This window comes from Pseudomonas sp. efr-133-TYG-5, assembly GCF_030209175.1.
In the GTDB taxonomy this organism is placed as follows: Bacteria; Pseudomonadota; Gammaproteobacteria; order Pseudomonadales; family Pseudomonadaceae; genus Aquipseudomonas.
The window spans coordinates 1,615,085-1,640,439 of the sequence record NZ_JARVSM010000001.1 but is presented as its reverse complement, the minus strand read 5'-3'; the positions used below and the strand labels follow the sequence as shown (position 1 = coordinate 1,640,439).

Below are 25,355 nucleotides of genomic sequence, written 5' to 3'. Positions count from 1 at the left end.
CGAGCTCCAGGCCACCCGCTCAACGCGAGCGCGGTGGCTGGGAGCTTTTAGCCTGCGGCTTGTAGCTTTGTTGCTAAAGAGGATTTTTTGAATGTCGCAGAAATTTGACGTAGTAGTGATCGGTGCCGGCCCTGGCGGCTATGTAGCTGCCATCAAGGCCGCGCAGCTGGGTCTCACCACTGCCTGCATCGAGAAGTACACAGACGCTGAAGGCAAGCAAGCCCTCGGCGGTACTTGCCTGAACGTCGGCTGCATTCCGTCCAAGGCGCTGCTCGACAGCTCCTGGAAGTACAAGGAAGCCAAAGAGAGCTTCAACGTTCACGGTATTTCGACCGGCGAAGTGAAAATGGACGTCGCCGCGATGGTTGGCCGCAAGGCCGGCATCGTCAAGAACCTGACCGGCGGTGTTGCCACCCTGTTCAAGGCCAACGGCGTGACTTCGATCCAGGGCCACGGCAAGCTGCTGGCCGGCAAGAAAGTCGAAGTGACCAAGCCGGATGGTTCGGTTGAAGTCATCGAAGCGGAAAACGTCATCCTGGCGCCAGGTTCGCGTCCGATCGACATTCCACCGGCTCCGGTCGACCAGAACGTCATCGTCGATTCGACTGGCGCCCTGGAATTCCAGGCCGTACCTAAACGTCTGGGCGTGATCGGCGCTGGCGTGATCGGTCTGGAACTGGGTTCGGTTTGGTCGCGTCTGGGTGCAGAAGTGACTGTCCTGGAAGCCCTGGACACCTTCCTGATGGCCGCCGACTCCGCGGTATCCAAGGAAGCACTGAAAACCCTGACCAAACAGGGTCTGGACATCAAGCTGGGCGCTCGCGTCACCGGTTCGAAAGTGAACGGCGACGAAGTCGTGGTGAACTACACCGACGCCAACGGCGAACAGACCATTACTTTCGACAAGCTGATCGTAGCCGTTGGTCGCCGTCCGGTGACCACTGATCTGCTGGCGGCCGACAGCGGCGTGACCCTCGACGAGCGCGGTTTCGTGCACGTTGACGATCATTGCGCCACCACCGTACCGGGCGTCTACGCCATCGGTGACGTGGTGCGCGGCATGATGCTGGCTCACAAAGCCTCGGAAGAGGGCATCATGGTGGTCGAGCGCATCAAGGGCCACAAAGCCCAGATGAACTATGACCTGATCCCTTCGGTTATTTATACTCACCCGGAAATCGCGTGGGTTGGCAAAACCGAGCAGGCCTTGAAAGCTGAAGGCGTTGAAGTTAACGTCGGCACCTTCCCGTTCGCCGCCTCCGGGCGTGCCATGGCCGCCAACGATACCGGTGGTTTCGTCAAGGTCATCGCCGATGCCAAGACTGACCGCGTATTGGGCGTGCACGTGATTGGCCCGAGCGCTGCAGAACTGGTTCAGCAGGGCGCGATCGGTATGGAATTCGGCACCAGCGCTGAAGACCTGGGCATGATGGTTTTCTCCCATCCGACCCTGTCTGAAGCCTTGCACGAAGCTGCTTTGGCAGTGAATGGCGGCGCCATCCACATTGCCAACCGCAAGAAGCGTTAACAGACAATAAGAAACCACGGCGGTAACGGCCCGTCGTGAGCCTTGCGAGCAAGTCTCACCGCGGAATGTCCGCTGGACGCAGTCTTGCGTAGCTGCACCGGGTATCCGGAAAGGCTACGCAAGCAGCAGTCACAGGTGGCGCGGCACTCAAACGAGCGCAGCGCCGAATGCGCAGTACCTAACGAAGACGGTAAAAAGCATGAATCTTCACGAGTATCAGGGTAAGCAGCTGTTCGCTGAATACGGCCTGCCAGTTTCCACTGGTTACGCAGTAGACACCCCGGAAGCAGCAGCAGAAGCTTGCGACAAAATCGGCGGCAGCGAGTGGGTTGTCAAAGCCCAGGTTCACGCCGGTGGTCGCGGTAAAGCGGGCGGCGTCAAGCTGGTTCGCAGCAGAGAAGACGCCAAAGCCTTCGCACAGCAGTGGCTGGGCAAGCGTCTGGTGACTTACCAGACTGACGCCAACGGCCAGCCAGTCACCAAAATCCTGGTTGAATCGTGCACTGATATCGCTAAAGAGCTGTACCTGGGCGCTGTCGTTGACCGTTCGAGCCGTCGCATCGTGTTCATGGCTTCCACCGAAGGCGGCGTGGACATCGAGAAAATCGCTCACGACACGCCAGAAAAAATTCTGAAAGCCACTATCGATCCACTGGTTGGCGCTCAGCCATTCCAGGGTCGCGAGCTGGCATTCCAGCTGGGTCTGGAAGGCAAGCAGGTTGCTCAGTTCGCCAAGATCTTCACCGGTCTGGCCAAGCTGTTCAAGGATCACGACCTGGCTCTGCTGGAAGTGAACCCGCTGGTGATCAAGGCTGACGGCGATCTGCACTGCCTGGACGCCAAGATCAACATCGACGCCAACGCCATGTACCGTCAGCCTAAGCTGAAGACTTTCCACGATCCGTCGCAGGACGATCCGCGCGAAGCGCACGCTGCCAAGTTCGAACTGAACTACGTAGCGCTGGAAGGCAACATCGGCTGCATGGTCAACGGTGCCGGCCTGGCCATGGGTACCATGGACATCGTCAACCTGCACGGCGGCAAGCCAGCCAACTTCCTCGACGTAGGTGGTGGTGCTACCAAAGAGCGCGTGACCGAAGCCTTCAAGATCATTCTGTCCGACAGCAATGTCGCCGCAGTACTGGTCAACATCTTCGGCGGCATCGTTCGCTGCGACATGATTGCCGAAGGCATCATCGGCGCCGTGAAAGAAGTCGGCGTGAAAATCCCGGTTGTTGTTCGTCTCGAAGGCAACAACGCTGAACTGGGCGCTAAAGTACTGGCAGAAAGCGGTTTGAACATCATCGCTGCTACCAGCCTGACCGACGCTGCTCAACAAGTCGTTAAAGCTGCGGAGGGCAAGTAATGAGCGTCCTGATCAATAAAGACACCAAAGTCATCTGCCAGGGCTTCACCGGCGCGCAGGGTACTTTCCACTCCGAACAAGCCATTGCCTACGGCACCAAAATGGTTGGCGGCGTGACTCCAGGCAAAGGTGGCACCACTCACCTGAACCTGCCTGTGTTCAACACCGTGAAAGAAGCAGTAGAAGCCACTGGCGCCACCGCCAGCGTGATCTACGTTCCGGCTCCTTTCTGCAAGGACTCGATCCTGGAAGCGGCTTTCGGCGGCATCAAGCTGATCGTCTGCATCACCGAAGGCATTCCTACCCTGGACATGCTGGACGCGAAAGTTAAGTGCGACGAGCTGGGTGTTACCCTGATCGGCCCTAACTGCCCAGGCGTGATCACTCCGGGCGAATGCAAGATCGGCATCATGCCAGGTCACATTCACTTGCCAGGCAAGGTCGGTATCGTTTCCCGTTCCGGCACCCTGACCTACGAAGCTGTGAAGCAGACCACTGACGCCGGTTTCGGTCAGTCGACCTGCGTCGGCATCGGCGGTGACCCGATCCCGGGTTCGAACTTCATCGACATCCTGAAGCTGTTCCAGGAAGACCCGAAGACCGAAGCGATCGTCATGATCGGTGAGATCGGCGGTTCGGCTGAAGAAGAAGCGGCGGCCTACATCAAGGCTCACGTGACCAAGCCGGTTGTTTCCTACATCGCAGGTGTGACTGCTCCTCCGGGCAAGCGCATGGGCCATGCTGGCGCAATCATCTCTGGCGGCAAAGGCACTGCAGACGAGAAATTCGCTGCACTGCAGGACGCAGGCGTGAAAACCGTGCGTTCGCTGGCAGACATCGGCAAGGCCCTGGCCGAGCTGACCGGTTGGGAAGTGAAGAAGTAAGCTTCGGCTGACTTTTCAGCTCCAGCCAACAAAGGCCACCTTCGGGTGGCCTTTGTCGTTCTGCTGGCTTTGAAAGGAAAAATAGATGCGTAAACGCGACACGGACACGTCGCGTATCGGATAGTTCGCCCTCAAACAGTGCGTTTGTCAGGCAAATTCGTTAGGCTAGCAGCCATTTTTGCGTCTGCCGCCCACAAGGTATGCAACGCGCTAAACGGGTCAGTCCCATACGGATTGACAGCATTTCCCTCACCCCACAGGGAAATCCCCCTCTAAATTCCGATTCAGTAGTGTGGTATTTCCTTAATGAAAGTTTTGAAAGGTCAGGACATCCTGGCACTTGGCTTTATGACATTCGCCCTGTTCGTCGGGGCCGGCAACATCATCTTCCCGCCTATCGTCGGCTTGCAGTCCGGACCCAACGTCTGGATGGCGGCGCTGGGCTTCCTGATCACCGCGGTCGGTCTGCCGGTGATCACTGTCGTCGCGCTGGCCAAGGTCGGTGGGGCGATGGATGCGCTGAGCAGCCCGATCGGCAAAATCGCCGGTGGCGTGCTCGCTGCCGCGTGCTATCTGGCGGTCGGCCCGCTGTTCGCCACGCCGCGCACCGCGACCGTATCGTTCGAAGTGGGTCTGGCGCCGCTGACCGGCGAGAGCCCGCTGGCGCTGTTCCTCTACAGCTCGGTGTACTTCCTGCTGGTGTTCTTCATCTCGCTGTATCCCGGGCGTCTGCTGGACACCGTGGGGCGTTTCCTCGCACCGCTGAAAATCATCGCCCTGGCCGTACTCGGCATCGCCGCGTTCGCGCTGCCGGCCGGTGATATCGGCGTGGCTACCCCGGAATACGTTGCGGCACCGTTCTCCCAGGGCTTCATCAATGGCTACCTGACCATGGATACCCTCGGCGCCCTGGTGTTCGGCATCGTCATTGTCAACGCGATCCGTTCCCGTGGCGTCGAGTCGCCAGCGCTGATCACCCGTTACGCGATCATCGCCGGGCTGATCGCCGGCGTTGGCCTGGCACTGGTGTACATCAGCCTGTTCCGCCTCGGTTCGGGCAGTCATGAAGTGGCGGCCGGTGCAACCAATGGCGCGGCCGTGCTGCACGCCTACGTGCAACACACCTTCGGTTCGCTGGGCAGCGGTTTCCTCGCGGTGCTGATTTCCCTGGCATGTCTGGTGACGGCGGTAGGCCTGACCTGCGCCTGCGCCGAGTACTTCAGCCGGGTGCTGCCACTGTCCTACAAGACCCTGGTGATCATCCTCGCTGCGTTCTCGCTGTTGGTGTCCAACCTGGGCCTGACCAAGCTGATCGCGTTCTCGATCCCGGTGCTGACCGCCATCTACCCGCCCTGCATCGTTCTGGTAGCCCTGAGCTTCTGCAAGGACTTCTGGCATGAGCACGGCCGAATCCTCGGCCCGGTGATGCTGGTGTCGTTCCTGTTCGGCACTGTCGACGCGTTGAAAGGCGCCGGTCTGGCCGACTGGATGCCATCGCAGCTGGCGCATCTGCCGCTGAGCGAGCAAGGCCTGGCGTGGCTGGTGCCGTGCGTGATGACCCTGGTGGTTGCAGTGATTTGCGACCGCCTGCTGGGCAAGCGCAGCGAAGCCATGGCGTAAGGCTGCCGGACCTGCCACAAGCGGGTCCTGCGCGGTTAAACGGAAATGCCCCGTATCAATCGATACGGGGCATTTTTTATGGTCGTCTGGCAGTGTCTTTTTCCCTGAGCCAACGTCGAAAGGTTGCCTGATTTCCCTCAGGTGTCCGATTGACCGCTTTTCATCACAAGGAATTGCATGTCGTTCATCCAAGCCAACCTGATCCATCTGCTCGCCGCACTCTGGTTTGTCATCTGCTGGGGCGGTTATACCCGCTATGCCACCTGGAAGGGCCGTGACACCGCGTGCCTGGCCAGCGTGCTGCATCTGTATCGCGAAGACTGGATGCGCCGCATGCTGCTGCGTGACAACCGCATCGCCGATGCCAGCGTGATCGGCAACCTCGAGCGCAACGCCTCGTTCTTCGCTTCCAGCACCCTGATCATCCTGGCCGGTATTCTCACCGTGCTCGGTGCATCCGAGCGGGCGGTGTCGTTACTGGCGGACATCCCGATGGTGCAACAGGCTTCCCAGGGCATGTCGGAGATCAAGTTGCTGTGCCTGGCGCTGGTATTCGTCTATGCGTTCTTCACCTTCAGTTGGTGCATGCGCCAATACAACTTCGCCGCGATCCTGATCGGCTCGGCGCCGATGATTGGCGAGCGACATGTCTCGGAGCAAGAGCGCAAAGCCTTTGCTTCGCGGGCGGCGCGGGTTATTTCGATGGCGGCCAACCAGTTCAACTTCGGCCTGCGTTCCTATTACTTCGGCATGAGCATGCTGGCCTGGTTCGTCAGCCCGTGGTTGTTCATGTTGATGAGTGCCGGCGTCGTGCTGGTGCTGTATCGCCGCGAGTTTCATTCCGACGTTCTCGACGTGATGGTCTATACCCCTACAGAGGCACCATTGCCCGAAGTCAACAAAGAGGCGGCTTGATGAGTATTCCGTTCTGGTGTGTGTTTATCAGTGCATTGTTGATTTACATTGCGCGGATTCCGGTGGGCAAGGCCATGAAAGAGCAGGGTGGTTACAACAATCACCTGCCGCGCCAACAACAGGCGCAACTCACTGGCTATGGTGCGCGGGCACTGGCGGCGCATCAAAACAGCATCGAAGCGTTCATTCTGTTTGCCGTCGGCGTGCTGATGGCGCACACCACACAAACCCAAGGCTGGTTGATCGATGCCCTGGCGATCATCTTTGTGATCGCGCGGATTCTCTACCTGTGGTTTTACCTGGCTGATAAACCATCGCTGCGCAGCCTGATGTGGCTGGTCGGCCTGATATGCTCTTTGCTGTTGATGATTAGTCCGACTTTTAGAACCGTGTTGCTCTAAGCGGCCCGGGTGAAAAATCACAGGCAAAAGAAAACCCGCACTTGGCGGGTTTTCTTTTTTCTGCAGCAAGTCGCAATTATTGCTTCTTGGCAGCTTCTTCCTGAGCAGCTTGATTCGATTCAGCCTGAGCTTTGGCAGCTTCGGCGTTTTCTTTTGCTGCGTCGTTCACTTTATCCTGAGCTTTGTTCATGTCTTGCTGAGCTTGCTCAGCATGTTGGTTGGCATCTTGAGCTTTGTCCTCGGATTTTTTATCGCAGGCAGCGAGACCGAGGGAAGCGGTCAACATCAAGGCAATAGCTAAAGTCTTACGCATGGGGTGTTTCTCCTTATGGAAAATAACTACTGGCCTTAAGAGCGTGAGGCCAAAGGTTAAGTTCCTCATTTTGTTCAGATATATAAGTTTGTTTTTCAGTGGAACTTTTGCCGTATTTCTCACTACTGGCAAAAGGCTTTAACGAGAGTAATTATCAAATGGCTGAAAACCCCGTTTTTGAGCGCGCAACGCGATTTCTTTCGGCCTTGCGCCATTGTCAGGTGCTCGGTTTGACCGTCCACAGCGCCAGTAGCGAGGGGCTGACGGTGAAGCTGCCGTACAGCCCGCAAATCGTCGGCAACCCGCAGACGGGTGTCATTCACGGCGGCGCCCTTACTTCGCTGATGGACACCGCGTGCGGCATGTCGACCCTCTGCGTGCTGCCGGAATTCGAGGTGTGCCCGACCCTCGACCTGCGCATCGACTACATGCACGCCGCCGAGCCGCACAAGGACGTCTATGGCTTCGCACAATGCTATCGCGTCACCACTGATGTGATTTTCGCTCGCGGCTTTGCCTATCAGGATGATCCCCAGCAGCCGATCGCCCACGTCGTCGGCACCTTCATGCGCATGGGCAGGGGCCTCAAGGGCACCAAGGGTTTTGCCGGCGCGATCAAAGGGGGCGGACAATGAGCAGCGACTTCAAGCAGCAATTGCAGGACGCGCATGCCAAGGGTGATTACGCGCCCCTGCTGCAATTGATCCCCTATGCCGGGCTGATCGGCGTCGAATGTTCCCGGGTTGGCGATGAGCTGCTGTTCAAGCTGCCGGCGAACAAAGACAACATTGGTAACCCTTTATTGCCGGCGATCCACGGCGGGGTGATCGCCGGGTTTATGGAGTTGTCGGCGGCGCTGCACCTGCTGATCTTCACCGGAGCGCCGGGGGTGCCGAAAATCATCGACTTTTCCCTCGATTACCTGCGCGCCGGGCAGTTTCGCGACACCTGGGCCAAGTGTCAGGTCTGCCGTCAGGGGCGCCGCGTGGCCAACGTCGCGGTCTCTGCATGGCAATCGACCGAAAGCGAGCCGATCGCCACGGCCCGGGCCCATTTCAAAATCGACGAGCCCTTGAAATCCTCAACAGCGCCCCCAACTCAGTGAACAACCCGCCGCCGACCATCTGGGTCGCGGCCAATGCCATCTGATTGGAGTTTGATGACCATGAGTGTGGAAACTCAAAAGGAAACCCTGGGCTTCCAGACCGAGGTGAAGCAACTGCTGCACCTCATGATCCATTCGCTGTATTCCAACAAGGAAATCTTCCTTCGCGAATTGATCTCGAACGCCTCTGACGCCGTCGACAAATTGCGCTTCGAAGCCCTGGCCAAGCCTGAGTTGCTCGAAGGTGGCGCTGACCTGAAAATCCGTGTGAGCTTCGACAAGGACGCCAAGACCGTCACCCTCGAAGACAACGGCATCGGCATGAACCGCGACGATGTGATCACCCACCTGGGGACCATCGCCAAATCCGGCACCGCCGATTTCATGAAAAACCTGTCGGGCGACCAGAAGAAGGATTCGCACCTGATCGGTCAGTTCGGCGTCGGTTTCTACTCCGCGTTCATCGTTGCCGACAAGGTTGACGTGTACAGCCGCCGTGCCGGCACCCCGGCCAGCGAAGGCGTGCACTGGTCGTCGAAAGGCGAGGGCGAGTTCGAAGTCGCCACGATCGACAAGCCAGAGCGCGGCACCCGCATCGTCCTGCACCTGAAGGCCGGTGAAGACGAGTTCGCCGATGGCTGGCGCCTGCGCAACATCATCAAGAAATACTCCGACCACATCGCGCTGCCGATCGAGCTGCCGAAAGACGTCGCACCTGCCGAAGGCGAAGAAGCGCCGGCGGCCGAGTGGGAAACCGTCAACCGCGCCAGTGCCCTGTGGACCCGTCCGCGCACTGAAGTGAAGGACGAGGAATACCAGGAGTTCTACAAGCACATCGCCCACGACTTCGAAAACCCGCTGGCCTGGAGCCACAACAAGGTCGAAGGCAAGCTTGAGTACAACTCGCTGCTGTACGTGCCGGGCCGCGCCCCGTTCGACCTGTACCAGCGCGAAGCGCCGAGAGGCCTGAAGCTGTACGTGCAGCGCGTGTTCGTGATGGATCAGGCCGAATCGTTCCTGCCGCTGTACCTGCGCTTCATCAAGGGCGTGGTCGATTCCAACGACCTGTCGCTGAACGTGTCGCGGGAAATCCTGCAGAAAGACCCGATCATCGATTCGATGAAAACCGCGTTGACCAAGCGCGTGCTGGACATGCTGGAAAAACTGGCGAAAAACGAGCCTGAGCAATACAAGGGCTTCTGGAAGAACTTCGGTCAGGTCATGAAAGAAGGCCCGGCAGAAGATTTCGCCAACAAGGAAAAGATTGCCGGTCTGCTGCGTTTCGCATCGACCCATGGCACCGACGGCGAGCAAATCGTCGGTCTGGCCGACTACCTGGCACGCGCCAAGGAAGGTCAGGACAAGATCTACTACCTCACCGGCGAAACCTACGCGCAGGTCAAGAACAGCCCTCACCTGGAAGTCTTCCGCAAGAAAGGCATCGAAGTGCTGCTGCTGACCGACCGCATCGACGAGTGGCTGATGAGCTACCTCAGCGAATTCGACGGCAAGAGCTTCGTCGACGTGGCACGCGGTGACCTCGACCTGGGCAAGCTGGACTCGGAAGAGGACAAGAAGGCGGCAGAAGAAGTCGCCAAGTCCAAAGAGGGGCTGGTCGAGCGTTTGAAAACTGCGCTGGGCGATTCCGTTGCCGAGGTTCGCGTGTCCCATCGTCTGACCGACTCGCCAGCCATCCTGGCCATCGGCGAACAGGACCTGGGCCTGCAAATGCGCCAGATCCTCGAAGCCAGCGGGCAGAAAGTGCCGGATTCCAAGCCGATCTTCGAATTCAACCCGAGCCACCCGCTGATCGAGAAACTCGACGGCGAGCAGAGCGAGGAGCGTTTTGGCGACCTGTCGCACATCCTCTTCGATCAAGCCGCGCTGGCGGCTGGCGAAAGCTTGAAAGACCCGGCCGCCTATGTGACCCGTCTGAACAAGCTGCTGGTTGAGCTGTCAGCCTGATCACGTTGCATAAAAACCCGCTTCGGCGGGTTTTTTCATTCTGGTGTTTACCCTTCAGGAGTCAGAAATGAGCCAAGTCACTGTACGTTCCGTGGTCTATCAGATCGACGGCCAGCCTTATGAAGGTCGCCTGGCCTTTGACGCCGAGCACAAGGGCGCGCGCCCCGGCCTGTTGATGGCGCCGAACTGGATGGGCGTCAGCGCCGGGGCGGAAGAGATCGCCAAGTCGGTGGCGGCCAAGGGCTACGTGGTGTTGATTGCCGACGTGTACGGCCAGGCAGTGCGTCCGCAGAATGCGGATCAGGCTGGCGCGGCAATGATGCCGCTGAAGAACGACCGGGCCCTGCTGCGCGAGCGCCTGCAGGCGGCGTTCGAGCAATTGCAGCAGCAGGGCGAGGCCGCTGTCGATACGACGAAACTGGCGGTGTTCGGTTTCTGCTTCGGCGGTTGCTGTGCCCTGGATCTGGCGCGTACCGGTGCGCCGGTGAAAGCGGCGGTGTCGTTCCACGGCACGCTGGACTCGCCGAACCCGGCGGACGCGCAGAACATCAAGGGTTCGGTGCTGGTGCTGCACGGCGCATCCGACCCGTTGGTGCCGAAGGAGCAGTTGCCGGCCTTCGAAGCTGAAATGAATGCGGCCAATGTCGACTGGCAGTTGCTGAGCTACGGCGGCGCAGTGCATTCGTTCACCGATCCGCACGCCAATGTGCCGGGCAAAATGATGTACGACGCGAAGACCGCTGCGCGGGCGTTCAAGTCGATGCATGACTTGCTCGACGAAGTGTTCAAGGGCTGATTGTGCAGTCAGGCACTGACTCGGTCGGTGCCTGATCTGGCCTCATCGCTGGCAAGCCAGCTCCCACAAGTTTTTTCGTCGGACTCAAATGCTGCAGACGACGCGAATACTGTGGGAGCTGGCTTGCCAGCGATGACTGACTGACAGGCGACACAGCGCTAAGGCAATTCGATCCGCTCGACTTCCCCCGGCACCGTCGGCCAATCGCCGGATGCCCACTTGCGTCGCGCCTCATCGATGGCTGCCGGATCACTGGCGACGAAATTCCAGTTGATCCGCCGCGGGCCGTCCAGTGGCGCGCCGCCGAATACCACGGCATGGACATCGCTGTCGGCAAACAGACTCATCTCTTCCCCAACCGGCAACACCACCAGCGCATGCGGCTCGATCGCTTCGCCATTCAACTGCGCATCACCACTCAACACATACACCGCGCGTTCTTCATGCTCGGTGGGGATCAGCAGGGTGGTCGCCGTTTGCATCTTCACTTCGGCGTACAACGTAGGAGAAAGCACCGGCACCGGCGATTCCAGGCAAAAGCCTGACCCGGCAATCATCCGGATCTGCACGCCGAGGTTCTCGCTGACCGGCAACGTCGCCGCTGGATGATGACTGTAGTGGCCCGGGCCCTGCTCATGAGCCTGGGGCGAGGCGAGCCAGATCTGCAAGCCATGCATTGTGAACCCTTGATCCCAAAGTGCCGCAGGCGTGCGCTCGACGTGGGCGATGGCGCTGCCCGCGGTCATCCAGCTGACGTCGCCGGCGTTGACCACCTGATCCGAGCCCAGGCTGTCCTTGTGCTGGATCTGGCCTTGAAACAGATAGGTGAGGGTCGACAGGCCGATGTGCGGGTGCTGGCGGATATTCATGCCTTTGCCCGGCGGATAAACCGTTTCGAGCATGTGGTCGAAAAACACGAACGGCCCGACGCTGCGGCATTTGGCCGACGGCAGCGGGCGCAGGATCGGCTGGCCTTCGACGTCTTCGGCGCGCGGGCGGATGATCAGGGGGTGCGTGTCCATGGTGCATTCCAGGCTGGGCGGGTGATGCCAGAAGCATAACCCGCCGCTGGCAAGAGGGTGATTACTGGCTGTCGAAGCCTTGTGGAGCGTGGGTTTCGATGGTCACTTCGCTGGTGGTCATCAGCTTGTGGATCGGGCAGCGATCGGCCACCCGCAGCAGCTCTTCACGCTGGGCGTCGGTCAACACACCCTTGAGCGTGAGGGTGACGTGCAGGGCGTACTTGCCTTTCTGCTCTTCGCTGTTGTCGCGTTTGACTTCCACACCGACGCCGGTCAGCGGGATGTCCTTTTTCTTCGCGTACATCTTCAGGGTCAGTGCCTTGCACGCGCCGAGGGCGGCGTCGAAATAATCGTGCGGTTCGGGCGCCGAGCCTTCGCCGCCGACTGTTTTCGGTGCGTCGGCAAACAATTCGTGGTCATCGATCTGTACGGAGTGACGCAAACCTTCGGCGGAGACGGTATTGACGGTAACGGTCATGGGAACCTCGCAAGCAGTAGGAAAAAGTCAGTCGATCAAACAAGACCTTGCAGTTATAGAGCATTCCCACAGAAGCGCGTTCCACTTTCCTGCAGGGTGAACCCTTGTTGTCGGGTCGGGGTCTAGGCTAGGCGCACTTGCCGGAGATTACTTGTGTCCCTGTTTCGTTTAAGCCTTGCCAGTCTGTTGTTCGTTGCCGGCGCAGCCCATGCCCGGGAATACACCTACAGCGACGCGCACTTGCACTACGTGGATTTTTTTCAGGAAACCGCTGGCATGCCGAAACTGCTGACGGCCATGAGGGACAATGCCATCGAGCACGTGATGATTTCCGGGATTCCCGTGGCCAAGAAATGGCACGAAGACGAGCCGAAGCGCCCGCGCTACTACGCCGGCGATGACGCCGACGCCTACTGGTACAGCGCCACGGACGTTATCGTCGCCGACGCGGTGCAGAAACTGACGCCCGAGCAGCGCGCGCATTTCCATCCCTTTCTCTCGGGCTTCAATCCCAATGACAAGAACTCCGCCGCGCACATCCAGCGCATGCTCGACCTGTATCCGGGGCTGTGGCAGGGCATCGGCGAGGTCTTCACCCGTCATGACGATCTCACCGCACTCACCTCCGGCGACACGCCGCGAGCCAATAACGAAGCCATGACCCGTATCTATCACCTGGCGGCGGAAAATGACTTGCCGGTGATGCTGCATTCCAACATCACTTCCAAGCGTGAGAAAAATCCTCTGTACCTGAAGGAAATCGAGGAGCCGTTGCGCAATCATCCGCATACGCGATTCATCTGGGCGCACGCGGGTACAAGTGCCGAGATCCATCGGCATCAGACGCAGCTGGATTTCCTCCTGCCGACCCTCACGCGCCTGCTCGAGGCGTACCCGAATCTGTTTATCGATCTGTCGTGGAGCATGCTCACGCCGTATCTGCTGGACGAACAGGGCACGCCACGCCGGGAATGGCTGGCGCTGGTGGAGCTTTACCCGCAGCGCTTTATGCTTGGCTCGGATGTGGTCGGGCGTTTCAACAAGCTCGGTCAGGAAATGCACAGCTTTCAGCCGTTTCTCGATGCGTTGCCGGAGGAGGTCGCCAACAAAGTCGCGCGGGATAACTTCCTGGCGATCCTGCCGCGATCAGCGCTCAAGTCCGGCGACCAGCGCTGAATCGTTCATGCCAGGCATTCGAAGTATTAAGGCCTTTTGATATCACGTTTTGGTCTTACGCAATTTTTCCCCGGGCCGATACCTTCTAAAGCAACCAGCTGCAGGGTTGATGCAGCGCTTTTGGAAGGAACCAGAGCAATGAGTATCCGTAGTCTCAATATTGCCCCGCGCGCCGGACTCGGCTTCGGTCTGCTGGCGTTGATGGTGTTCGCCCTGGGGGCGTTCGCCCTGCTGCAAATGTCCAACATGCGTGCGCAGTCCGATGAAGTCGACAACAACTGGCTGCCCAGCGTGATGGCTGTCGGCGAGATGAGCCAGGACATGCTGCGCCTGCGTGCGTTGACCATGCGCCTGCTGCTCAACCGCGATCCGCAGGCGCTGGAGCAGAATGTGGCCAAGCTCAATGACCTGCGCGGAGTGCTCAGTGAGGCGCAGCAGCGTTATGACGTGCTGATCGTGTTGCCCGAGGAGCGCGCGCTGTTCGATCGCTTCAAGGTTGCCGAGCACAAGTACCTGGAGTTGCAGGCGCAGGTGATGGCGTTGTCGGCCCAGGGCCGGGTGGAGGAAGCAGCGGCCATTCTCAACGCCCAGATGAGCCCGTTGGCCGACGACATCGCCGTGACCCTGCGTGAATTGGTGGAGCTGAACAAACACAACGCCAACCTGGCGACGGAGGCTGCGCGGCTGGTGTTTATCAATTCGCGGGTGTGGGTCGGGGTGATGATCGGCATCACGGCGCTGATCACCATCGGCCTGGCTGTGTGGCTGACCCGCAGCATCGTCGTGCCCCTCGCGCAATCGCTGGGGGTCGCCGAAGTCGTGGCCGCTGGCGACCTGACTGGCGACATCCGTGTCACCGGCAAGGATGAGCCGGCGCGGCTGCTGGATGCACTGAAAAGCATGCAGCACAATCTGCGCGACACGATCCGGCGGATTTCCGAATCGTCCAGCCAGTTGGCTTCGGCGTCCGAGGAGCTCAGTTGCGTCACCGAAGACGCGACGCGCGGGTTGCACCAGCAGAGTCTGGAGATCGAGCAGGCGGCGACCGCAGTGAACCAGATGACGGCGGCGGTGGAGGAGGTGGCGAGTAACGCGGTGGCGACGTCCGAGGCCTCGCGCGAGTCGGATCGCATTGCCCAGCATGGTCGCGAGCAGGTGCGCCAGACCGTGTCGTCCATCGAGTCGCTGGCGGACGACGTCACCGCCAACGCCGTGCAGGTCGAGGATCTGGCGCAAAAGGTCTACAGCATCAGCAAGGTCCTGGATGTGATCCGTTCGATTGCCGAGCAGACCAACCTGCTGGCCCTGAATGCGGCAATCGAAGCGGCTCGCGCCGGCGATGCCGGGCGCGGCTTTGCGGTGGTGGCCGACGAGGTGCGGGCGCTGGCCCACCGTACGCAGCAATCGACCCAGGAAATCGAGCAGATGATCGGTGGCATCCAGCAGGGCACCGATTCGGCGGTCAGTTCGATGCAGCAAAGCAACGTCCGTGCGCGCTCGACCCTGGAGCTGGCCAAGGCCGCCGGCGTGGCACTGGAGGAAATCGCCTCGGCATTCACCCTGATCAACGAGCGCAACCTGGTGATCGCCAGTGCCTCGGAAGAGCAGGCGGCCGTGGCGCGGGAGGTCGACCGCAATCTGATGAACATTCGTGACCTGGCGATGCAGACTTCGGCCGGCGCCAATCAGACCAGTGCCGCGAGCCAGGAGCTGTCGCGGCTGGCGGTGGAACTGAACAATATGGTGGCGAAGTTCTCGGTCTGAGCCTGTCCCAGCAGGCATTGGGAAAAACGCCAGGCACAAAAAAGCCCCGCATGTGCGGGGCTTTCGGTGTAGCGGCGGGTCAGCTGCCTTTGACCGTCTTGCCGTTGACCGTGCCGTCGAGGAGCATGATGTTGTACTCCTTGCCGTCGGTTTCAACCTGTTGCAGACGAACCAGCAGGTAATCCCAGTCCTTGGCGAACCAGAGGACGGTAATGCGCTTGCTCTGTGTCGGGTCGCGGACACGCTCGACCTTGATGGCGTCGATCTTGCCCGCCTTGGTGTCGACTTTCTCGGCACCCAGCACACGGAAATCGTAGGTATCGACTTCGCCATCATCGACTACCTGATAGCTCATGCTTTTCTTGCCGGCGGCCACGTCATGCTGCAGCGCCAACTGGTAGGTGGACTTGTCGACCATGCCGCGATTGAGCGGAATCTTCACCGCGTCGCCGCGATCGGTGCCGGTCACCAGTTTGTTGGCCCAGTCGAAGTCCAGGTCAGCCTTTTTCGCCTTGCCCAGGCCACCGCGTTCGAAGTGGTAGGACTGTGGCAGCAGGGTGTCCTTGTCCAGGGTCAGGGTGCTTTCTTCAGTCAGGCTGGCGATCATCATCGACGCCTTGAAGCTGAGTTTCCAGACGCCGTTGGCTTCCTTGGTCAGGCTGCGTTCGGCGGTGCCGCTCATGGGCAGCTGCTTCCAGTCGGCGGTGTAGCTGGCGGAGAACGGTTGAAGGTCTGCCGCCTGTGCAAAGGGCAGGGCGAGCAGAGCGCAAGCGAAGAGCAGGGCGCGACGCATAATATCTCCTAGTTTCGAATCAAGTGACCGCTGGCCGGCAATGGCTGGCCATTCAGTAAAGCACCTTCCTCGCCGAGGGTAAGCCGTCCTTCGGCAAACCAGCGTACGGCCAGCGGGTAGATCAGGTGTTCCTGAGCGTGAACCCGTTGCGCCAGACTCTGCGGCGAATCGTGCAACTCTACCGGTATTACTGCCTGTACGACCAGTGGTCCGCCATCGAGTTCCTCGGTGACGAAGTGCACGGAACAGCCGTGTTCGGCGTCGCCGGCCTCCAGCGCGCGCTGATGGGTGTGCAGCCCCTTGTACTTGGGCAGCAGCGACGGATGGATGTTGAGCAGGCGGCCCTGGTAGTGACGCACGAAGCCGGCGCTGAGGATGCGCATGAAGCCGGCGAGTACCACGAGTGCGGGGTTGAAGGCGTCGATCAGTTCGATCAGTGCGGCATCGAAGGTCTCGCGACCTTCGAAAGCCTTGTGATCCAGCGAGCGGGTAGCGATACCCGCGTCCCTGGCGCGTTGCAGGCCGTAGGCGTCGGCGCGGTTGGAAATCACCGCAGCGATGCGGACCGGGCTGTCGCCGGTCCGCGTGCTGTCGATCAGGGCCTGCAAGTTACTGCCGGTGCCGGACAACAGCACCACGACATCACAGGTCTGGGACATCAGTGAGCCTTGAGGTTTTTCAGCTCGACCTGAGCAGCGCCTTCGGCAGCGGCAGCGATCTGGCCGATGACCCAAGGCTGTTCGCCGGCGTCACGCAGGGTATTCAGGGCGACTTCGACGTGCTCCTGGGCCACGCAGATCACCATGCCCACGCCGCAGTTCAGCACGCGGTGCATTTCAGTCTCGTCGACGTTGCCTTTCTCTTGCAGCCAGTCGAAGACCGCCGGGCGAGTCCAGCTGGCCACGTCAACCACCGCCTGCGCGCCTTTTGGCAGTACGCGCGGGATGTTGTCGAGCAGGCCGCCACCGGTGATGTGGGCCATGGCCTTGACCGCGCCGGTGTCCTTGATCAGCTTGAGCAGCGGCTTGACGTAGATGCGGGTCGGGGCCATCAGCAGGTCGGTCAATGGCTTGCCGTCGAGCTGGGTGTTTTCGATGTCGGCGCCGGACACTTCGATGATCTTGCGGATCAGCGAGTAGCCGTTGGAGTGCGGGCCGGAGGACGGCAGGGCGATCAGGGCGTCACCGGTGGCGACTTTCGAGCCGTCGATGATTTCCGCTTTTTCCACGACGCCGACGCAGAAGCCGGCCAGGTCGTAGTCTTCGCCTTCGTACATGCCAGGCATTTCAGCGGTTTCGCCACCGACCAGCGAGCAGCCGGACAGTTCGCAGCCGGCGCCGATGCCGGTGACAACCTGAGCGGCGGTGTCGACATTGAGCTTGCCGGTAGCGTAGTAGTCGAGGAAGAACAGCGGCTCGGCGCCGCACACCACCAGGTCGTTGACGCACATGGCGACCAGGTCGATGCCGATGCTGTCGTGTTTGTTCAGGTTCAGTGCCAGGCGCAGCTTGGTGCCGACGCCGTCAGTGCCGGAAACCAGCACAGGCTGCTTGTAGCCGGCCGGGATTTCGCAGAGGGCGCCGAAACCGCCCAGGCCGCCCATGACTTCCGGGCGCGCAGTGCGCTTGGCGACGCTCTTGATGCGTTCGACCAATGCTTCACCGGCGTCGATGTCTACACCGGCGTCCTTGTAGCTCAGGGAGGGTTGCTTGCTCATGATCCAGGCCTTTAGGGGAGGGGATTCAGGGGTAACGACCGAGTTCAGCGGGAACGCCGAATTCGCCAGGGGCGATTGCCTCACGCGAAGTTCGGGGTGCCCGGCTGTTGCCGGTCTGCGAAGGCGCGCGATTTTATCAGGCTTGAGGGGCAGCGGCCATCCTCACGCCGACGGGCAGGGGCATATCGCCGGAAAAATTTTCCAATTGCGCCGGTGGCCGACAGCGCGGCTGCCTGTATAAGGTGTCGCGATTAACCGTCTATCGTTAGGACGAAGGAAAAACTTACCGCCCGCGTGTGAATGTTTTGCAACGCCCCGTGGTCACAGGCTTGCTCAACCGGTTCACGCGGCCTGTTCCAGCCGCTCTTGTCGACGGGAATTCTCCATGCGTTTTTGCAAATTGTTGGTTGTGGGATGTTTGTCGCTGGTCAGCCTGGCCAGTCACGCGGAAAACCTCAAGGGCCTCTATCAAGTGCGGCAGCCGGTCACGAGCCAGGCGCCGGAAGAGCGCGACCGGGCCACGCAGGCGGCACTGGACACGCTGGTGCTGCGTCTGACCGGCGACCCGAAAGCCCCGCAGAACCCCGGGCTGGCGGCGATTCGCAAGGATCCGCAGCAGATCATCAGCCAGTACGGCTTCGACGCCGGGCCGCCGGAAGTGCTCAAGGTCGATTTCGATCCGGGCACCACCGAGCAGGCCTTGCGCCGCGCCGGGCTGGCGCTGTGGGGTGGCAATCGGCCGTCGATCCTCGGCTGGTGGCTGAACGATTCCACCGAAGGCTCGAGCCTGGTCGGTGACGGCCAGGCCAGTGCCGCGGCGTTGCGCCGTGCCGCCCAGCATCGCGGCCTGCCGTTGCGTCTGCCTCTGGCGGATCTGAGCGAGCAACTGGTGGCCACTGCGCCGACGCTCGAAGGCAGCGATCCGGCACCGTTGCGCGCCGCCTCCGAACGCTACAACGCCGATGCGTTGCTGGCGGTGCACGCCCGTGAAGAGGGTGGGCAGTGGCAAGGCAAATGGCACTTGTGGCTCGGCGATCAGAAAGAGGCCGGCAGCGTGCAGGGCGCCGATCAGGCCGCCCTGGCCGATGCCGTGATGCTGGCGGTGGCCGAGCGTCTGGCGCCGCGCTTCGTCGCCAAGCCCGGCGCGTCGGGGCAGCAGACCCTGGAAGTGCAGGGCATGAATCTGGAGCACTACGCGGCGCTGCTGCGCATGCTCGAGCCGTTTGGCGTGCGCGTGCAGAGTGTCGACGGCGACCGGATCGTCTATCGGGTCAACGGCAGCGCCGATCAGTTGCGCGCGCAATTGTCGCTGGCGAAGTTGCAGGAGCTGCCGGCCGAAGCGCCCACGCCGGTACCGGCACCGCAGCCGGCCACGGCGGGGGCGGCGCCTGTCGCAGCGCCAGCGCCGACGCCGGTTGCACCGTCGTTGCGGTTCCGCTGGTAACGTTTTTCCTTATATAGAAAGCAGGAGGCTACATGGCCGATACACGGCGTTGGTTCTGGCTCGGTGGGGTAGTCCTGCTTTGCGCGTTCGTCTGGTTGCTGCACCCGATTCTCACGCCGTTCCTGGTGGCGCTGTTGCTCGCCTATCTGTTCGACCCGCTGGTGGATCGCCTGGAGCGGCTCGGCCTGTCGCGCACCTGGGGCGTGATTGCGGTGTTTGCCTTGTTCACCCTGATCGTCACGGCGCTGCTGCTGGTGCTGGTGCCGATGCTCGCCAAGCAGTTGCTGCGTTTGTATGAGCTGGCACCGCAGATGCTCGACTGGCTGCAACACACGGCAGTGCCGTGGGCGCAGTCGAAGCTGGGGCTGTCGGACGGGTTCTGGAAATTCGACAAGGTCAAGGCCGCGATCAGCGAGCACATGGGCCAGACCACCGACATCGTCGGCGTGGTGTTGAGCCAGGCCACTGCATCGAGCCTGGCGCTGATCGGCTGGCTGGCGAATCTGGTGCTGATTCCGGTGGTGAGCTTTTATCTGCTGCGCGACTGGGACGTGATGATGGCGAAGATCCGCAGTCTGCTGCCACGCGATCGCGAAGAACGCGTGGTGGCACTGGCCGGCGAATGCCATGAAGTGCTGGGCGCTTTCGTCCGCGGGCAGTTGCTGGTGATGCTGGCGCTGGGGGTGATCTACGCCGCCGGGCTGATGATCGTCGGCCTCGAACTGGGGCTGTTGATTGGCCTGATCGCCGGCCTGGCGGCCATCGTGCCGTACATGGGCTTCGTGATCGGTATTGGTTCGGCACTGGTTGCCGGGCTGTTCCAGTTCGGCGGCGACCTGTATCCGATGATCGGGATCGTTGCGGTGTTCATGGTCGGCCAGGCACTGGAGGGCATGGTGCTGACGCCGTTGCTGGTGGGCGACCGCATCGGCCTGCATCCGGTGGCGGTAATCTTCGCGATTCTCGCCGGCGGCGAGTTGTTCGGCTTCACCGGGGTGCTGCTGGCGCTGCCGGTCGCGGCGGTGATCATGGTACTGGTGCGCCATGTGCACGACGTATACAAGGACTCCGACATCTATAGTGGTGTGGATGATCCGCAGTTGTAGTCTCGGCAGCGGGCGACCCGGCAGGCACCGGGTTGGCCCGCGTTGTGCACGCGCGGCGTCAGAGAAACTGTCATGAAACCAGTGTGTTAACGCAAACCTTTGATTTTGCTTGGAGTCTGTCGCATTGTGCGCTCCGTCTCACGGGTATAAACTTCGCACACTTTACACAGAGGCCACTAACGGTTCCTTGAGAACTGTTCAGTCAGCATGAAACCGATTCAGCTGCCCCTAGGTGTGCGTCTGCGTGACGACGCCACCTTTATCAACTACTACCCAGGCGCCAATGCCGCTGCACTCGGCTATGTCGAGCGTCTATGCGAAGCCGACGCCGGCTGGACCGAAAGCCTGATCTACCTGTGGGGCAAGCACGGGGTAGGGCGTACGCACCTGTTGCAGGCCGCATGCCTGCGTTTCGAGCAGATGGGTGAGCCGGCGGTGTATCTGCCGCTGGCCGAGTTGATGGATCGCGGCATCGAAATTCTCGACAACCTTGAACAGTATGAGCTGGTCTGCCTCGACGATCTGCAGGCGGTCGCCGGCAAGGCTGACTGGGAAGAGGCGCTGTTTCATCTGTTCAACCGTCTGCGCGACAGCGGCCGGCGTCTGCTGATTGCCGCGTCGACCTCGCCGCGCGAGCTGCCGGTGAAACTCGCCGACCTGAAATCGCGCCTGACCCTGGCGCTGATTTTCCAGATGCGCCCACTCTCCGACGAAGACAAACTGCGTGCCCTGCAATTGCGTGCGTCGCGTCGCGGTCTGCACCTGACCGATGAAGTCGGGCATTTCATTCTGACTCGCGGTACCCGCAGCATGAGTGCCCTGTTCGATCTGCTCGAGCAGCTCGATCAGGCGTCCTTACAGGCCCAGCGCAAGCTGACCATCCCTTTCCTGAAAGAAACCCTGGGCTGGTGAAACCCGCTGGGCACGCGGCTTTCAGCGGGTTTCGGCAGATTCCAGGCGCCAGAAAACCCGCTTTCCTGTGCATCGCGCAGGCTGCGTATCGGTTGAAATGGGCTTAAGCGCTTAGATGTAAACGAGAAACCGAGAAGTCACAAAAAGATCGATTGAATTTGCAAATGAGGTCGATAGCGGGCATAGTCTCGGCTTCTTTACAACTTCAGCCACGGTCGTGCCCATGCTAAAGCGCTTCGCACCCCTCGTGCCTCTCGCACTCGTTACCCTGTTGTTCGGTTGCGCTGCTCATTCACCTGTTAACCAAGAGCAGCCTCAACAGGTCAAGAATTCTGCCACTGCCCAGTCTTCCGTTATCTACCAGGAAGAGCTGGACACCGAAAAAGAACTCGCCGACTTCAACGGCAAGAAGCCTTACCAGCTTCCGGTTCTGGCCGACAGCATCCTCGAACGCGGCATGTCCCTGATCGGTACCCGTTACCGTTTCGGTGGTACCTCCGAAGCCGGTTTCGATTGCAGCGGTTTCATTGGTTACCTGTTCCGCGAAGAAGCCGGCATGAACCTGCCACGGTCCACTCGCGAAATGATCAACGTGGACGCGCCGCTGGTATCGCGCAGCAACCTCGAGCCGGGCGACCTGCTGTTCTTCGCCACCAACGGTCGTCGCGGTCGCGTCAGTCACGCCGGGATCTACCTGGGTGACAACCAGTTCATCCACTCCAGCAGTCGTCGCAGCGGCGGTGTTCGCATCGACAGCCTGGGTGACAGCTACTGGAGCAAGACCTTCATCGAAGCCAAACGGGCTTTGGCGAACGCGCCAACGGTCGTCACCGCGCGCAAGTAATCCCCGCCTTGTCGCCATTCCATGGCGACAAAACGGCGCTTCAAGGGCAATAGACCTAAACTTTACAAGGTGAAGTTAAAGTCTTACTTGAAGTTTGCCGCGTAGCCGCTAGAATCCAGATCTATATTGATGGCAAACCGCCTGCGTCCCAACGCAGGCGGTTTTGTTTCTGTCGAATCGGCAGTCAAAGCCGCAGCCCAGATCAGGATGTTCTGCATATGACGATGTCGGCCCGCCTCCTCGCCTTGATGTGTTTCGCCGCGCTGCTCAGCGCATGCGCCAGTCGCACCCCGCCGCCGGCGCCGGTCGTTCGCGCACCGGTGGTATTCGGGCCTTCCCAGGCCTTTTCCCCTGCTGCCGAAGACGTGCTGTTCCGCGCGCTCGGCCTGGTGGGCACGCCGTATCGCTGGGGCGGCAACACCCCGGACTCCGGTTTCGATTGCAGTGGCCTGATCGGTTTCGTTTACCGCGACGCCGCCGGCATCAGCCTGCCGCGCTCGACGCGCGAGATGATCGTCATGCAGGCACCGAATGTCGGCAAGGAAGGCCTGCAGACCGGCGATCTGATCTTCTTCGCCACCAACGGCGGCTCGCAGGTCAGTCATGCGGGGATCTACGTCGGGGAAGGGCGCTTCGTTCATGCGCCGGCCACGGGCGGCACGGTGAAGCTCGACAGCCTGTCCAAGGCCTATTGGCAGAAAGCCTATCTGAGCGCCAAGCGCGTGCTGCAGCCGGAGCATCTGGCGCACAACCCGTAAAAAATGTGGGAGCGAGTCACCTCGCTCCCACACGGCTTTCTGCTGTTCGGTCAGCTTATTTCGCCGCCGACACTCGCCACACCTTGTTGCCCACGTCATCGGCCACCAGCAGGCCGCCTTGCTGGTCGATCACCACGCCCACCGGGCGCCCCAGCGCATTTTCATCCTTGTCGAGGAAACCGGTCAGCACATCCACCGGTTGTCCGCTCGGTTTGCCGCCGGTAAACGGCACGAAAATCACCTTGTAGCCACTGTGCGGCTTGCGGTTCCACGAGCCGTGCTGGCCGATGAATGCGCCTTCCTTGAATTGCGCCGGCAACGTGTTGCCCTCGGCGAAGGTCAGGCCCAGCGAGGCGGTGTGCGGGCCGACGGCGTAGTCCGGGGCGATGGCCTTGGCCACCAGGTCCGGATTCTGCGGCTCGACGCGAACATCCACATGCTGGCCGTAGTAGCTGAACGGCCAGCCGTAGAACGCGCCGTCCTTGACCGAAGTGATGTAGTCCGGCACCAGGTCGCTGCCGATTTCGTCACGCTCGTTGACCGCCGTCCACAGCGCGCCGCTTTGCGGTTCCCAGGCCAGGCCGTTGGGGTTGCGAATGCCCGAGGCGAAGATCCGGTGATTGCCGGTGGCGCGATCGACTTCCCAGATCGCTGCGCGGCCTTCCTCCTGATCCAGACCGTTCTCGCCGACATTGCTGTTCGAGCCGACCGTCACGTAGAGCTTGTTGCCGTCCTTGCTGGCAATGACGTTCTTGGTCCAGTGGTGGTTGAGGGTGCCGCCCGGCAGGTCGACGACCTTGATCGGCTGTGACTTGATTTCGGTCGCGCCAGGTTCGTAGTGAAAACGCAGCAGGCGATCAGTGTCGGCCACGTACAGGTCATTGCCGACCAGCGTCATGCCGAACGGCGAGTTGAGGTTTTGCAGGAATACCGTGCGTGTTTCGGCGACGCCGTCGTGATCGGCATCGCGCAACAGGGTAATGCGGTTCGGGCTGGGTACGCCGGCGCCGGCGCGGCCCATGACTTTTTTCATCACCCAGCCACGGATGCCCTTGCTGTCGTCAGGCTTGGGCGGCGCATTGGTCTCCGCCACCAGCACATCGCCGTTGGGCAGTACGTAGAGCCAGCGCGGATGGTCGAGGTTGTCGGCAAACGCCGCGACCTGGGTGCCGGCGGCTGCGGTCGGTTTGCCACCCGCCGGCCAGCCGACCGCCGGGGCGATATTCACCGTCGGGATCAGGGTCTTGTTCGGTTCGGGCAGTTTCGGCGAGGCGCCGGTGCCGTCGGAAACTTGCAGGCTGGAGGATTCACCGCAGGCAGCGAGCCCTCCGGCCAGGGCGATGACGATAACGAGCTGGGGCTTGCGCATTGCTGATCTTCCCTATGAATGCATTCCTAATCATAGAGAAGTGCGCGTGCCCGATGGTTCAACCGCTCAACCGCGCGCTTCCTTGAACAGCACGGCGATGCCCGGATGATAGTTGCCGGCCTCGCTGCGCAATTTGCGGTAGGCGTAAGGGAAATACCAGGCGACGGCGCAGGTGTGTTCTTTCTGCAGGTCGTCGACCATATCCTGCAACTCCTCGGGACTGGCGCTGTGCTGGGCCTTTTGCGGGGCGACGAACAGGCAGCCGAGCTTGAGATCGCTGGCGTAGCTGATGCGCCTGGCATCGCTTGTGATGTCCAGCAGGGCCTGGGTCAGGTTGAGGTTGTTGACGCGCGGCCAGCGCTGGGTCGCCTGGATGAAGGCGCGATCCTCGGCACCGGCGACAAACAGATCGGCGCGGGCATTGCGCTCGCCGTCCTCGGTCTGTTTGCGCGTGGCGGTATCGCGCAGGGTCACCAGTTCGGCCATCCAGGCTGCCGCCGACAGCAGGCCGAGATTGGCTTTCTCGTCATGCCAGTACGGCGTGTCGTTGTCGCCGCGCACAGCGTTGTAGCGGTCGATACAGTCAAACCAGCGTTCCAGCACCGGGCGCAGGAATTCCAGGCGCGGGTTGCTGATGATCATGCCTTGCATGGGGCTCACCTTGTTCTTGTGATGGTGTGAGGATGTGAGGATGTGGCTCTTTGATATCACTGCTGGCAGTGTGGCACAAGATTGGCGTCGGATAATTGATCGACGGCAGTTATTCGCTGCACGCCCGGCCCTCTTTAATTGACGCTCCACCCCCAACCCTCTAACCTTCGCCGCTTGTTTCAGGTGCTCTGTGACGCAGGTCGACAGAGTGAAACAGGGAAGCCGGTGAGGGTGCTCTTCAAACGAAGCGCCACCACGATCCCGGCGCTGCCCCCGCAACGGTAAATGAGTGAAAGCTGCGCTTTATGTCACTGCATCCAGATGATGCGGGAAGGCGCGCAGCCCGGCCAACGCCGCTCATGAGCCCGGAGACCGGCCTGATCCATCCAGCGGCATCACGGTGGGCGATGCCAGGCTTGTTGCCGTCT

The 25,355-nt window shown here is 60.9% G+C and carries 25 protein-coding genes and 1 riboswitch; of the genes, 17 read left to right on the top strand and 8 right to left on the bottom strand.

Going from position 1 to position 25,355, the window contains the following annotated elements:
- The first annotated feature begins 91 nt into the window (after positions 1-91).
- The 6 genes from lpdA to QRN70_RS07355 all read left to right on the top strand — a co-directional run bounded on the left by lpdA (position 92) and on the right by QRN70_RS07355 (position 6,714).
- Complete coding sequence (gene lpdA / locus QRN70_RS07380) at positions 92-1,528, top strand: dihydrolipoyl dehydrogenase (protein ID WP_285416676.1); 1,437 nt, start codon at positions 92-94, stop codon at positions 1,526-1,528.
- A 199-nt stretch (positions 1,529-1,727) separates the two neighbouring features.
- Positions 1,728-2,894, top strand: coding sequence for an ADP-forming succinate--CoA ligase subunit beta (gene sucC / locus QRN70_RS07375; protein WP_285416675.1), 1,167 nt, complete (start codon positions 1,728-1,730; stop codon positions 2,892-2,894).
- Entirely contained in the window at positions 2,894-3,778 is an 885-nt protein-coding gene (gene sucD, locus QRN70_RS07370) for a succinate--CoA ligase subunit alpha (protein ID WP_007959025.1), read from the top strand. Before sucC ends, sucD begins: the two co-directional genes overlap by 1 nt.
- Before the next feature lie 306 nt (positions 3,779-4,084).
- Positions 4,085-5,398, top strand: a complete 1,314-nt coding sequence (gene brnQ, locus QRN70_RS07365; protein WP_285416674.1) for a branched-chain amino acid transport system II carrier protein — start codon at positions 4,085-4,087, stop codon at positions 5,396-5,398.
- 177 nt (positions 5,399-5,575) lie between these two features.
- Positions 5,576-6,313, top strand: a complete 738-nt coding sequence (locus QRN70_RS07360) for a DUF599 domain-containing protein (protein WP_285416672.1) — start codon at positions 5,576-5,578, stop codon at positions 6,311-6,313.
- Entirely contained in the window at positions 6,313-6,714 is a 402-nt protein-coding gene (locus tag QRN70_RS07355; RefSeq protein ID WP_285416670.1) for an MAPEG family protein, read from the top strand. Before QRN70_RS07360 ends, QRN70_RS07355 begins: the two co-directional genes overlap by 1 nt.
- 76 nt (positions 6,715-6,790) lie before the next feature.
- On the opposite strand, the gene QRN70_RS07350 is transcribed toward QRN70_RS07355, so the two are convergent.
- A complete protein-coding gene (locus QRN70_RS07350) occupies positions 6,791-7,027 on the bottom strand; it encodes a hypothetical protein (protein ID WP_007962865.1) in 237 nt (78 codons plus the stop codon).
- 158 nt (positions 7,028-7,185) lie between these two features.
- Between QRN70_RS07350 and QRN70_RS07345 the strand changes: the two genes are divergently transcribed.
- The 4 genes from QRN70_RS07345 to QRN70_RS07330 all read left to right on the top strand — a co-directional run bounded on the left by QRN70_RS07345 (position 7,186) and on the right by QRN70_RS07330 (position 10,893).
- The gene (locus QRN70_RS07345) at positions 7,186-7,662 is read left to right on the top strand and encodes a PaaI family thioesterase (RefSeq protein ID WP_285418045.1); all 477 of its coding nucleotides are present in this window, start codon (positions 7,186-7,188) and stop codon (positions 7,660-7,662) included.
- On the top strand, positions 7,659-8,132 hold the full coding sequence (locus tag QRN70_RS07340) for a PaaI family thioesterase (RefSeq protein ID WP_285416669.1): 474 nt from the start codon (positions 7,659-7,661) through the stop codon (positions 8,130-8,132). The genes QRN70_RS07345 and QRN70_RS07340 overlap by 4 nt, the downstream gene beginning before the upstream one ends.
- Positions 8,133-8,192: 60 nt before the next feature.
- Positions 8,193-10,097 carry a molecular chaperone HtpG gene (htpG, locus tag QRN70_RS07335; protein WP_285416667.1) on the top strand — a complete coding sequence of 635 codons (1,905 nt, stop codon included), beginning with the start codon at positions 8,193-8,195 and terminating at the stop codon, positions 10,095-10,097.
- A 67-nt stretch (positions 10,098-10,164) separates the two neighbouring features.
- Positions 10,165-10,893: a dienelactone hydrolase family protein gene (locus QRN70_RS07330; protein WP_285416666.1), complete on the top strand. Its 729-nt coding sequence runs from the start codon at positions 10,165-10,167 to the stop codon at positions 10,891-10,893.
- A gap of 158 nt (positions 10,894-11,051) precedes the next feature.
- Here the strand turns inward: QRN70_RS07330 and QRN70_RS07325 are convergent, their stop codons facing one another.
- Both QRN70_RS07325 and QRN70_RS07320 read right to left on the bottom strand, forming a co-directional pair.
- The gene (locus QRN70_RS07325; RefSeq protein ID WP_285416665.1) at positions 11,052-11,915 is read right to left on the bottom strand and encodes a pirin family protein; all 864 of its coding nucleotides are present in this window, start codon (positions 11,913-11,915) and stop codon (positions 11,052-11,054) included.
- A gap of 61 nt (positions 11,916-11,976) precedes the next feature.
- Complete coding sequence (locus QRN70_RS07320) at positions 11,977-12,393, bottom strand: OsmC family protein (protein ID WP_285416664.1); 417 nt, start codon at positions 12,391-12,393, stop codon at positions 11,977-11,979.
- A gap of 153 nt (positions 12,394-12,546) precedes the next feature.
- On the opposite strand from QRN70_RS07320, the gene QRN70_RS07315 reads away from it, so the two are divergent.
- The gene (locus QRN70_RS07315; RefSeq protein WP_285416663.1) at positions 12,547-13,569 is read left to right on the top strand and encodes an amidohydrolase family protein; all 1,023 of its coding nucleotides are present in this window, start codon (positions 12,547-12,549) and stop codon (positions 13,567-13,569) included.
- Positions 13,570-13,707: 138 nt separating this feature from the next.
- Positions 13,708-15,333, top strand: coding sequence for a methyl-accepting chemotaxis protein (locus tag QRN70_RS07310; RefSeq protein WP_285416662.1), 1,626 nt, complete (start codon positions 13,708-13,710; stop codon positions 15,331-15,333).
- A 79-nt stretch (positions 15,334-15,412) separates the two neighbouring features.
- Here the strand turns inward: QRN70_RS07310 and QRN70_RS07305 are convergent, their stop codons facing one another.
- From QRN70_RS07305 to purM, 3 genes are read right to left on the bottom strand one after another with little or no spacing between them, the layout of a single operon-like run.
- Positions 15,413-16,126 (bottom strand): DUF3108 domain-containing protein, encoded by a 714-nt coding sequence (locus QRN70_RS07305; protein ID WP_285416661.1) that lies wholly within the window; start codon positions 16,124-16,126, stop codon positions 15,413-15,415.
- Positions 16,127-16,134: 8 nt separating this feature from the next.
- Positions 16,135-16,785, bottom strand: coding sequence for a phosphoribosylglycinamide formyltransferase (gene purN, locus QRN70_RS07300; protein ID WP_285416660.1), 651 nt, complete (start codon positions 16,783-16,785; stop codon positions 16,135-16,137).
- A complete protein-coding gene (purM, locus tag QRN70_RS07295; RefSeq protein ID WP_285416659.1) occupies positions 16,785-17,843 on the bottom strand; it encodes a phosphoribosylformylglycinamidine cyclo-ligase in 1,059 nt (352 codons plus the stop codon). Before purM ends, purN begins: the two co-directional genes overlap by 1 nt.
- A 385-nt stretch (positions 17,844-18,228) precedes the next feature.
- Here purM and QRN70_RS07290 point away from each other — a divergent pair, with 385 nt between their 5' ends.
- From QRN70_RS07290 to QRN70_RS07270, 5 genes are all read left to right on the top strand, one after another.
- Positions 18,229-19,287, top strand: coding sequence for a DUF2066 domain-containing protein (locus QRN70_RS07290; protein WP_285416658.1), 1,059 nt, complete (start codon positions 18,229-18,231; stop codon positions 19,285-19,287).
- Positions 19,288-19,319: 32 nt separating this feature from the next.
- Positions 19,320-20,393, top strand: coding sequence for an AI-2E family transporter (locus QRN70_RS07285; RefSeq protein WP_285416657.1), 1,074 nt, complete (start codon positions 19,320-19,322; stop codon positions 20,391-20,393).
- A gap of 207 nt (positions 20,394-20,600) precedes the next feature.
- Positions 20,601-21,305 (top strand): DnaA regulatory inactivator Hda, encoded by a 705-nt coding sequence (gene hda / locus QRN70_RS07280; RefSeq protein WP_285416656.1) that lies wholly within the window; start codon positions 20,601-20,603, stop codon positions 21,303-21,305.
- A 223-nt stretch (positions 21,306-21,528) separates the two neighbouring features.
- Positions 21,529-22,149, top strand: coding sequence for a C40 family peptidase (locus tag QRN70_RS07275; protein WP_285416655.1), 621 nt, complete (start codon positions 21,529-21,531; stop codon positions 22,147-22,149).
- Positions 22,150-22,367: 218 nt separating this feature from the next.
- Complete coding sequence (locus QRN70_RS07270; RefSeq protein ID WP_285416654.1) at positions 22,368-22,907, top strand: C40 family peptidase; 540 nt, start codon at positions 22,368-22,370, stop codon at positions 22,905-22,907.
- Between the two features lie 55 nt (positions 22,908-22,962).
- Here QRN70_RS07270 and QRN70_RS07265 read toward each other — a convergent pair whose 3' ends face one another.
- A complete protein-coding gene (locus QRN70_RS07265) occupies positions 22,963-24,276 on the bottom strand; it encodes a PQQ-dependent sugar dehydrogenase (protein WP_285416653.1) in 1,314 nt (437 codons plus the stop codon).
- A gap of 66 nt (positions 24,277-24,342) precedes the next feature.
- Positions 24,343-24,927: a hypothetical protein gene (locus QRN70_RS07260; protein WP_285416652.1), complete on the bottom strand. Its 585-nt coding sequence runs from the start codon at positions 24,925-24,927 to the stop codon at positions 24,343-24,345.
- Between the two features lie 164 nt (positions 24,928-25,091).
- Positions 25,092-25,322: riboswitch (cobalamin riboswitch) on the top strand.
- Positions 25,323-25,355: the final 33 nt, after the last annotated feature.

What these genes read in the sequence shown, in the direction of transcription:
- QRN70_RS07320 (WP_285416664.1), bottom strand. Translation starts at nt 12,393, where the DNA reads ATGACCGTTACCGTCAATACCGTCTCCGCCGAAGGTTTGCGTCACTCC.
- purN (WP_285416660.1), bottom strand. Translation starts at nt 16,785, where the DNA reads ATGTCCCAGACCTGTGATGTCGTGGTGCTGTTGTCCGGCACCGGCAGT.
- QRN70_RS07275 (WP_285416655.1), top strand. Translation starts at nt 21,529, where the DNA reads ATGCTAAAGCGCTTCGCACCCCTCGTGCCTCTCGCACTCGTTACCCTG.
- QRN70_RS07265 (WP_285416653.1), bottom strand. Translation starts at nt 24,276, where the DNA reads ATGCGCAAGCCCCAGCTCGTTATCGTCATCGCCCTGGCCGGAGGGCTC.
- QRN70_RS07355 (WP_285416670.1), top strand. Translation starts at nt 6,313, where the DNA reads ATGAGTATTCCGTTCTGGTGTGTGTTTATCAGTGCATTGTTGATTTAC.
- sucC (WP_285416675.1), top strand. Translation starts at nt 1,728, where the DNA reads ATGAATCTTCACGAGTATCAGGGTAAGCAGCTGTTCGCTGAATACGGC.
- QRN70_RS07305 (WP_285416661.1), bottom strand. Translation starts at nt 16,126, where the DNA reads ATGCGTCGCGCCCTGCTCTTCGCTTGCGCTCTGCTCGCCCTGCCCTTT.
- QRN70_RS07345 (WP_285418045.1), top strand. Translation starts at nt 7,186, where the DNA reads ATGGCTGAAAACCCCGTTTTTGAGCGCGCAACGCGATTTCTTTCGGCC.
- QRN70_RS07340 (WP_285416669.1), top strand. Translation starts at nt 7,659, where the DNA reads ATGAGCAGCGACTTCAAGCAGCAATTGCAGGACGCGCATGCCAAGGGT.
- hda (WP_285416656.1), top strand. Translation starts at nt 20,601, where the DNA reads ATGAAACCGATTCAGCTGCCCCTAGGTGTGCGTCTGCGTGACGACGCC.
- sucD (WP_007959025.1), top strand. Translation starts at nt 2,894, where the DNA reads ATGAGCGTCCTGATCAATAAAGACACCAAAGTCATCTGCCAGGGCTTC.
- QRN70_RS07270 (WP_285416654.1), top strand. Translation starts at nt 22,368, where the DNA reads ATGACGATGTCGGCCCGCCTCCTCGCCTTGATGTGTTTCGCCGCGCTG.
- QRN70_RS07285 (WP_285416657.1), top strand. Translation starts at nt 19,320, where the DNA reads ATGGCCGATACACGGCGTTGGTTCTGGCTCGGTGGGGTAGTCCTGCTT.
- QRN70_RS07260 (WP_285416652.1), bottom strand. Translation starts at nt 24,927, where the DNA reads ATGCAAGGCATGATCATCAGCAACCCGCGCCTGGAATTCCTGCGCCCG.
- lpdA (WP_285416676.1), top strand. Translation starts at nt 92, where the DNA reads ATGTCGCAGAAATTTGACGTAGTAGTGATCGGTGCCGGCCCTGGCGGC.
- QRN70_RS07360 (WP_285416672.1), top strand. Translation starts at nt 5,576, where the DNA reads ATGTCGTTCATCCAAGCCAACCTGATCCATCTGCTCGCCGCACTCTGG.
- htpG (WP_285416667.1), top strand. Translation starts at nt 8,193, where the DNA reads ATGAGTGTGGAAACTCAAAAGGAAACCCTGGGCTTCCAGACCGAGGTG.
- QRN70_RS07310 (WP_285416662.1), top strand. Translation starts at nt 13,708, where the DNA reads ATGAGTATCCGTAGTCTCAATATTGCCCCGCGCGCCGGACTCGGCTTC.
- QRN70_RS07325 (WP_285416665.1), bottom strand. Translation starts at nt 11,915, where the DNA reads ATGGACACGCACCCCCTGATCATCCGCCCGCGCGCCGAAGACGTCGAA.
- QRN70_RS07350 (WP_007962865.1), bottom strand. Translation starts at nt 7,027, where the DNA reads ATGCGTAAGACTTTAGCTATTGCCTTGATGTTGACCGCTTCCCTCGGT.
- QRN70_RS07290 (WP_285416658.1), top strand. Translation starts at nt 18,229, where the DNA reads ATGCGTTTTTGCAAATTGTTGGTTGTGGGATGTTTGTCGCTGGTCAGC.
- QRN70_RS07330 (WP_285416666.1), top strand. Translation starts at nt 10,165, where the DNA reads ATGAGCCAAGTCACTGTACGTTCCGTGGTCTATCAGATCGACGGCCAG.
- purM (WP_285416659.1), bottom strand. Translation starts at nt 17,843, where the DNA reads ATGAGCAAGCAACCCTCCCTGAGCTACAAGGACGCCGGTGTAGACATC.
- brnQ (WP_285416674.1), top strand. Translation starts at nt 4,085, where the DNA reads ATGAAAGTTTTGAAAGGTCAGGACATCCTGGCACTTGGCTTTATGACA.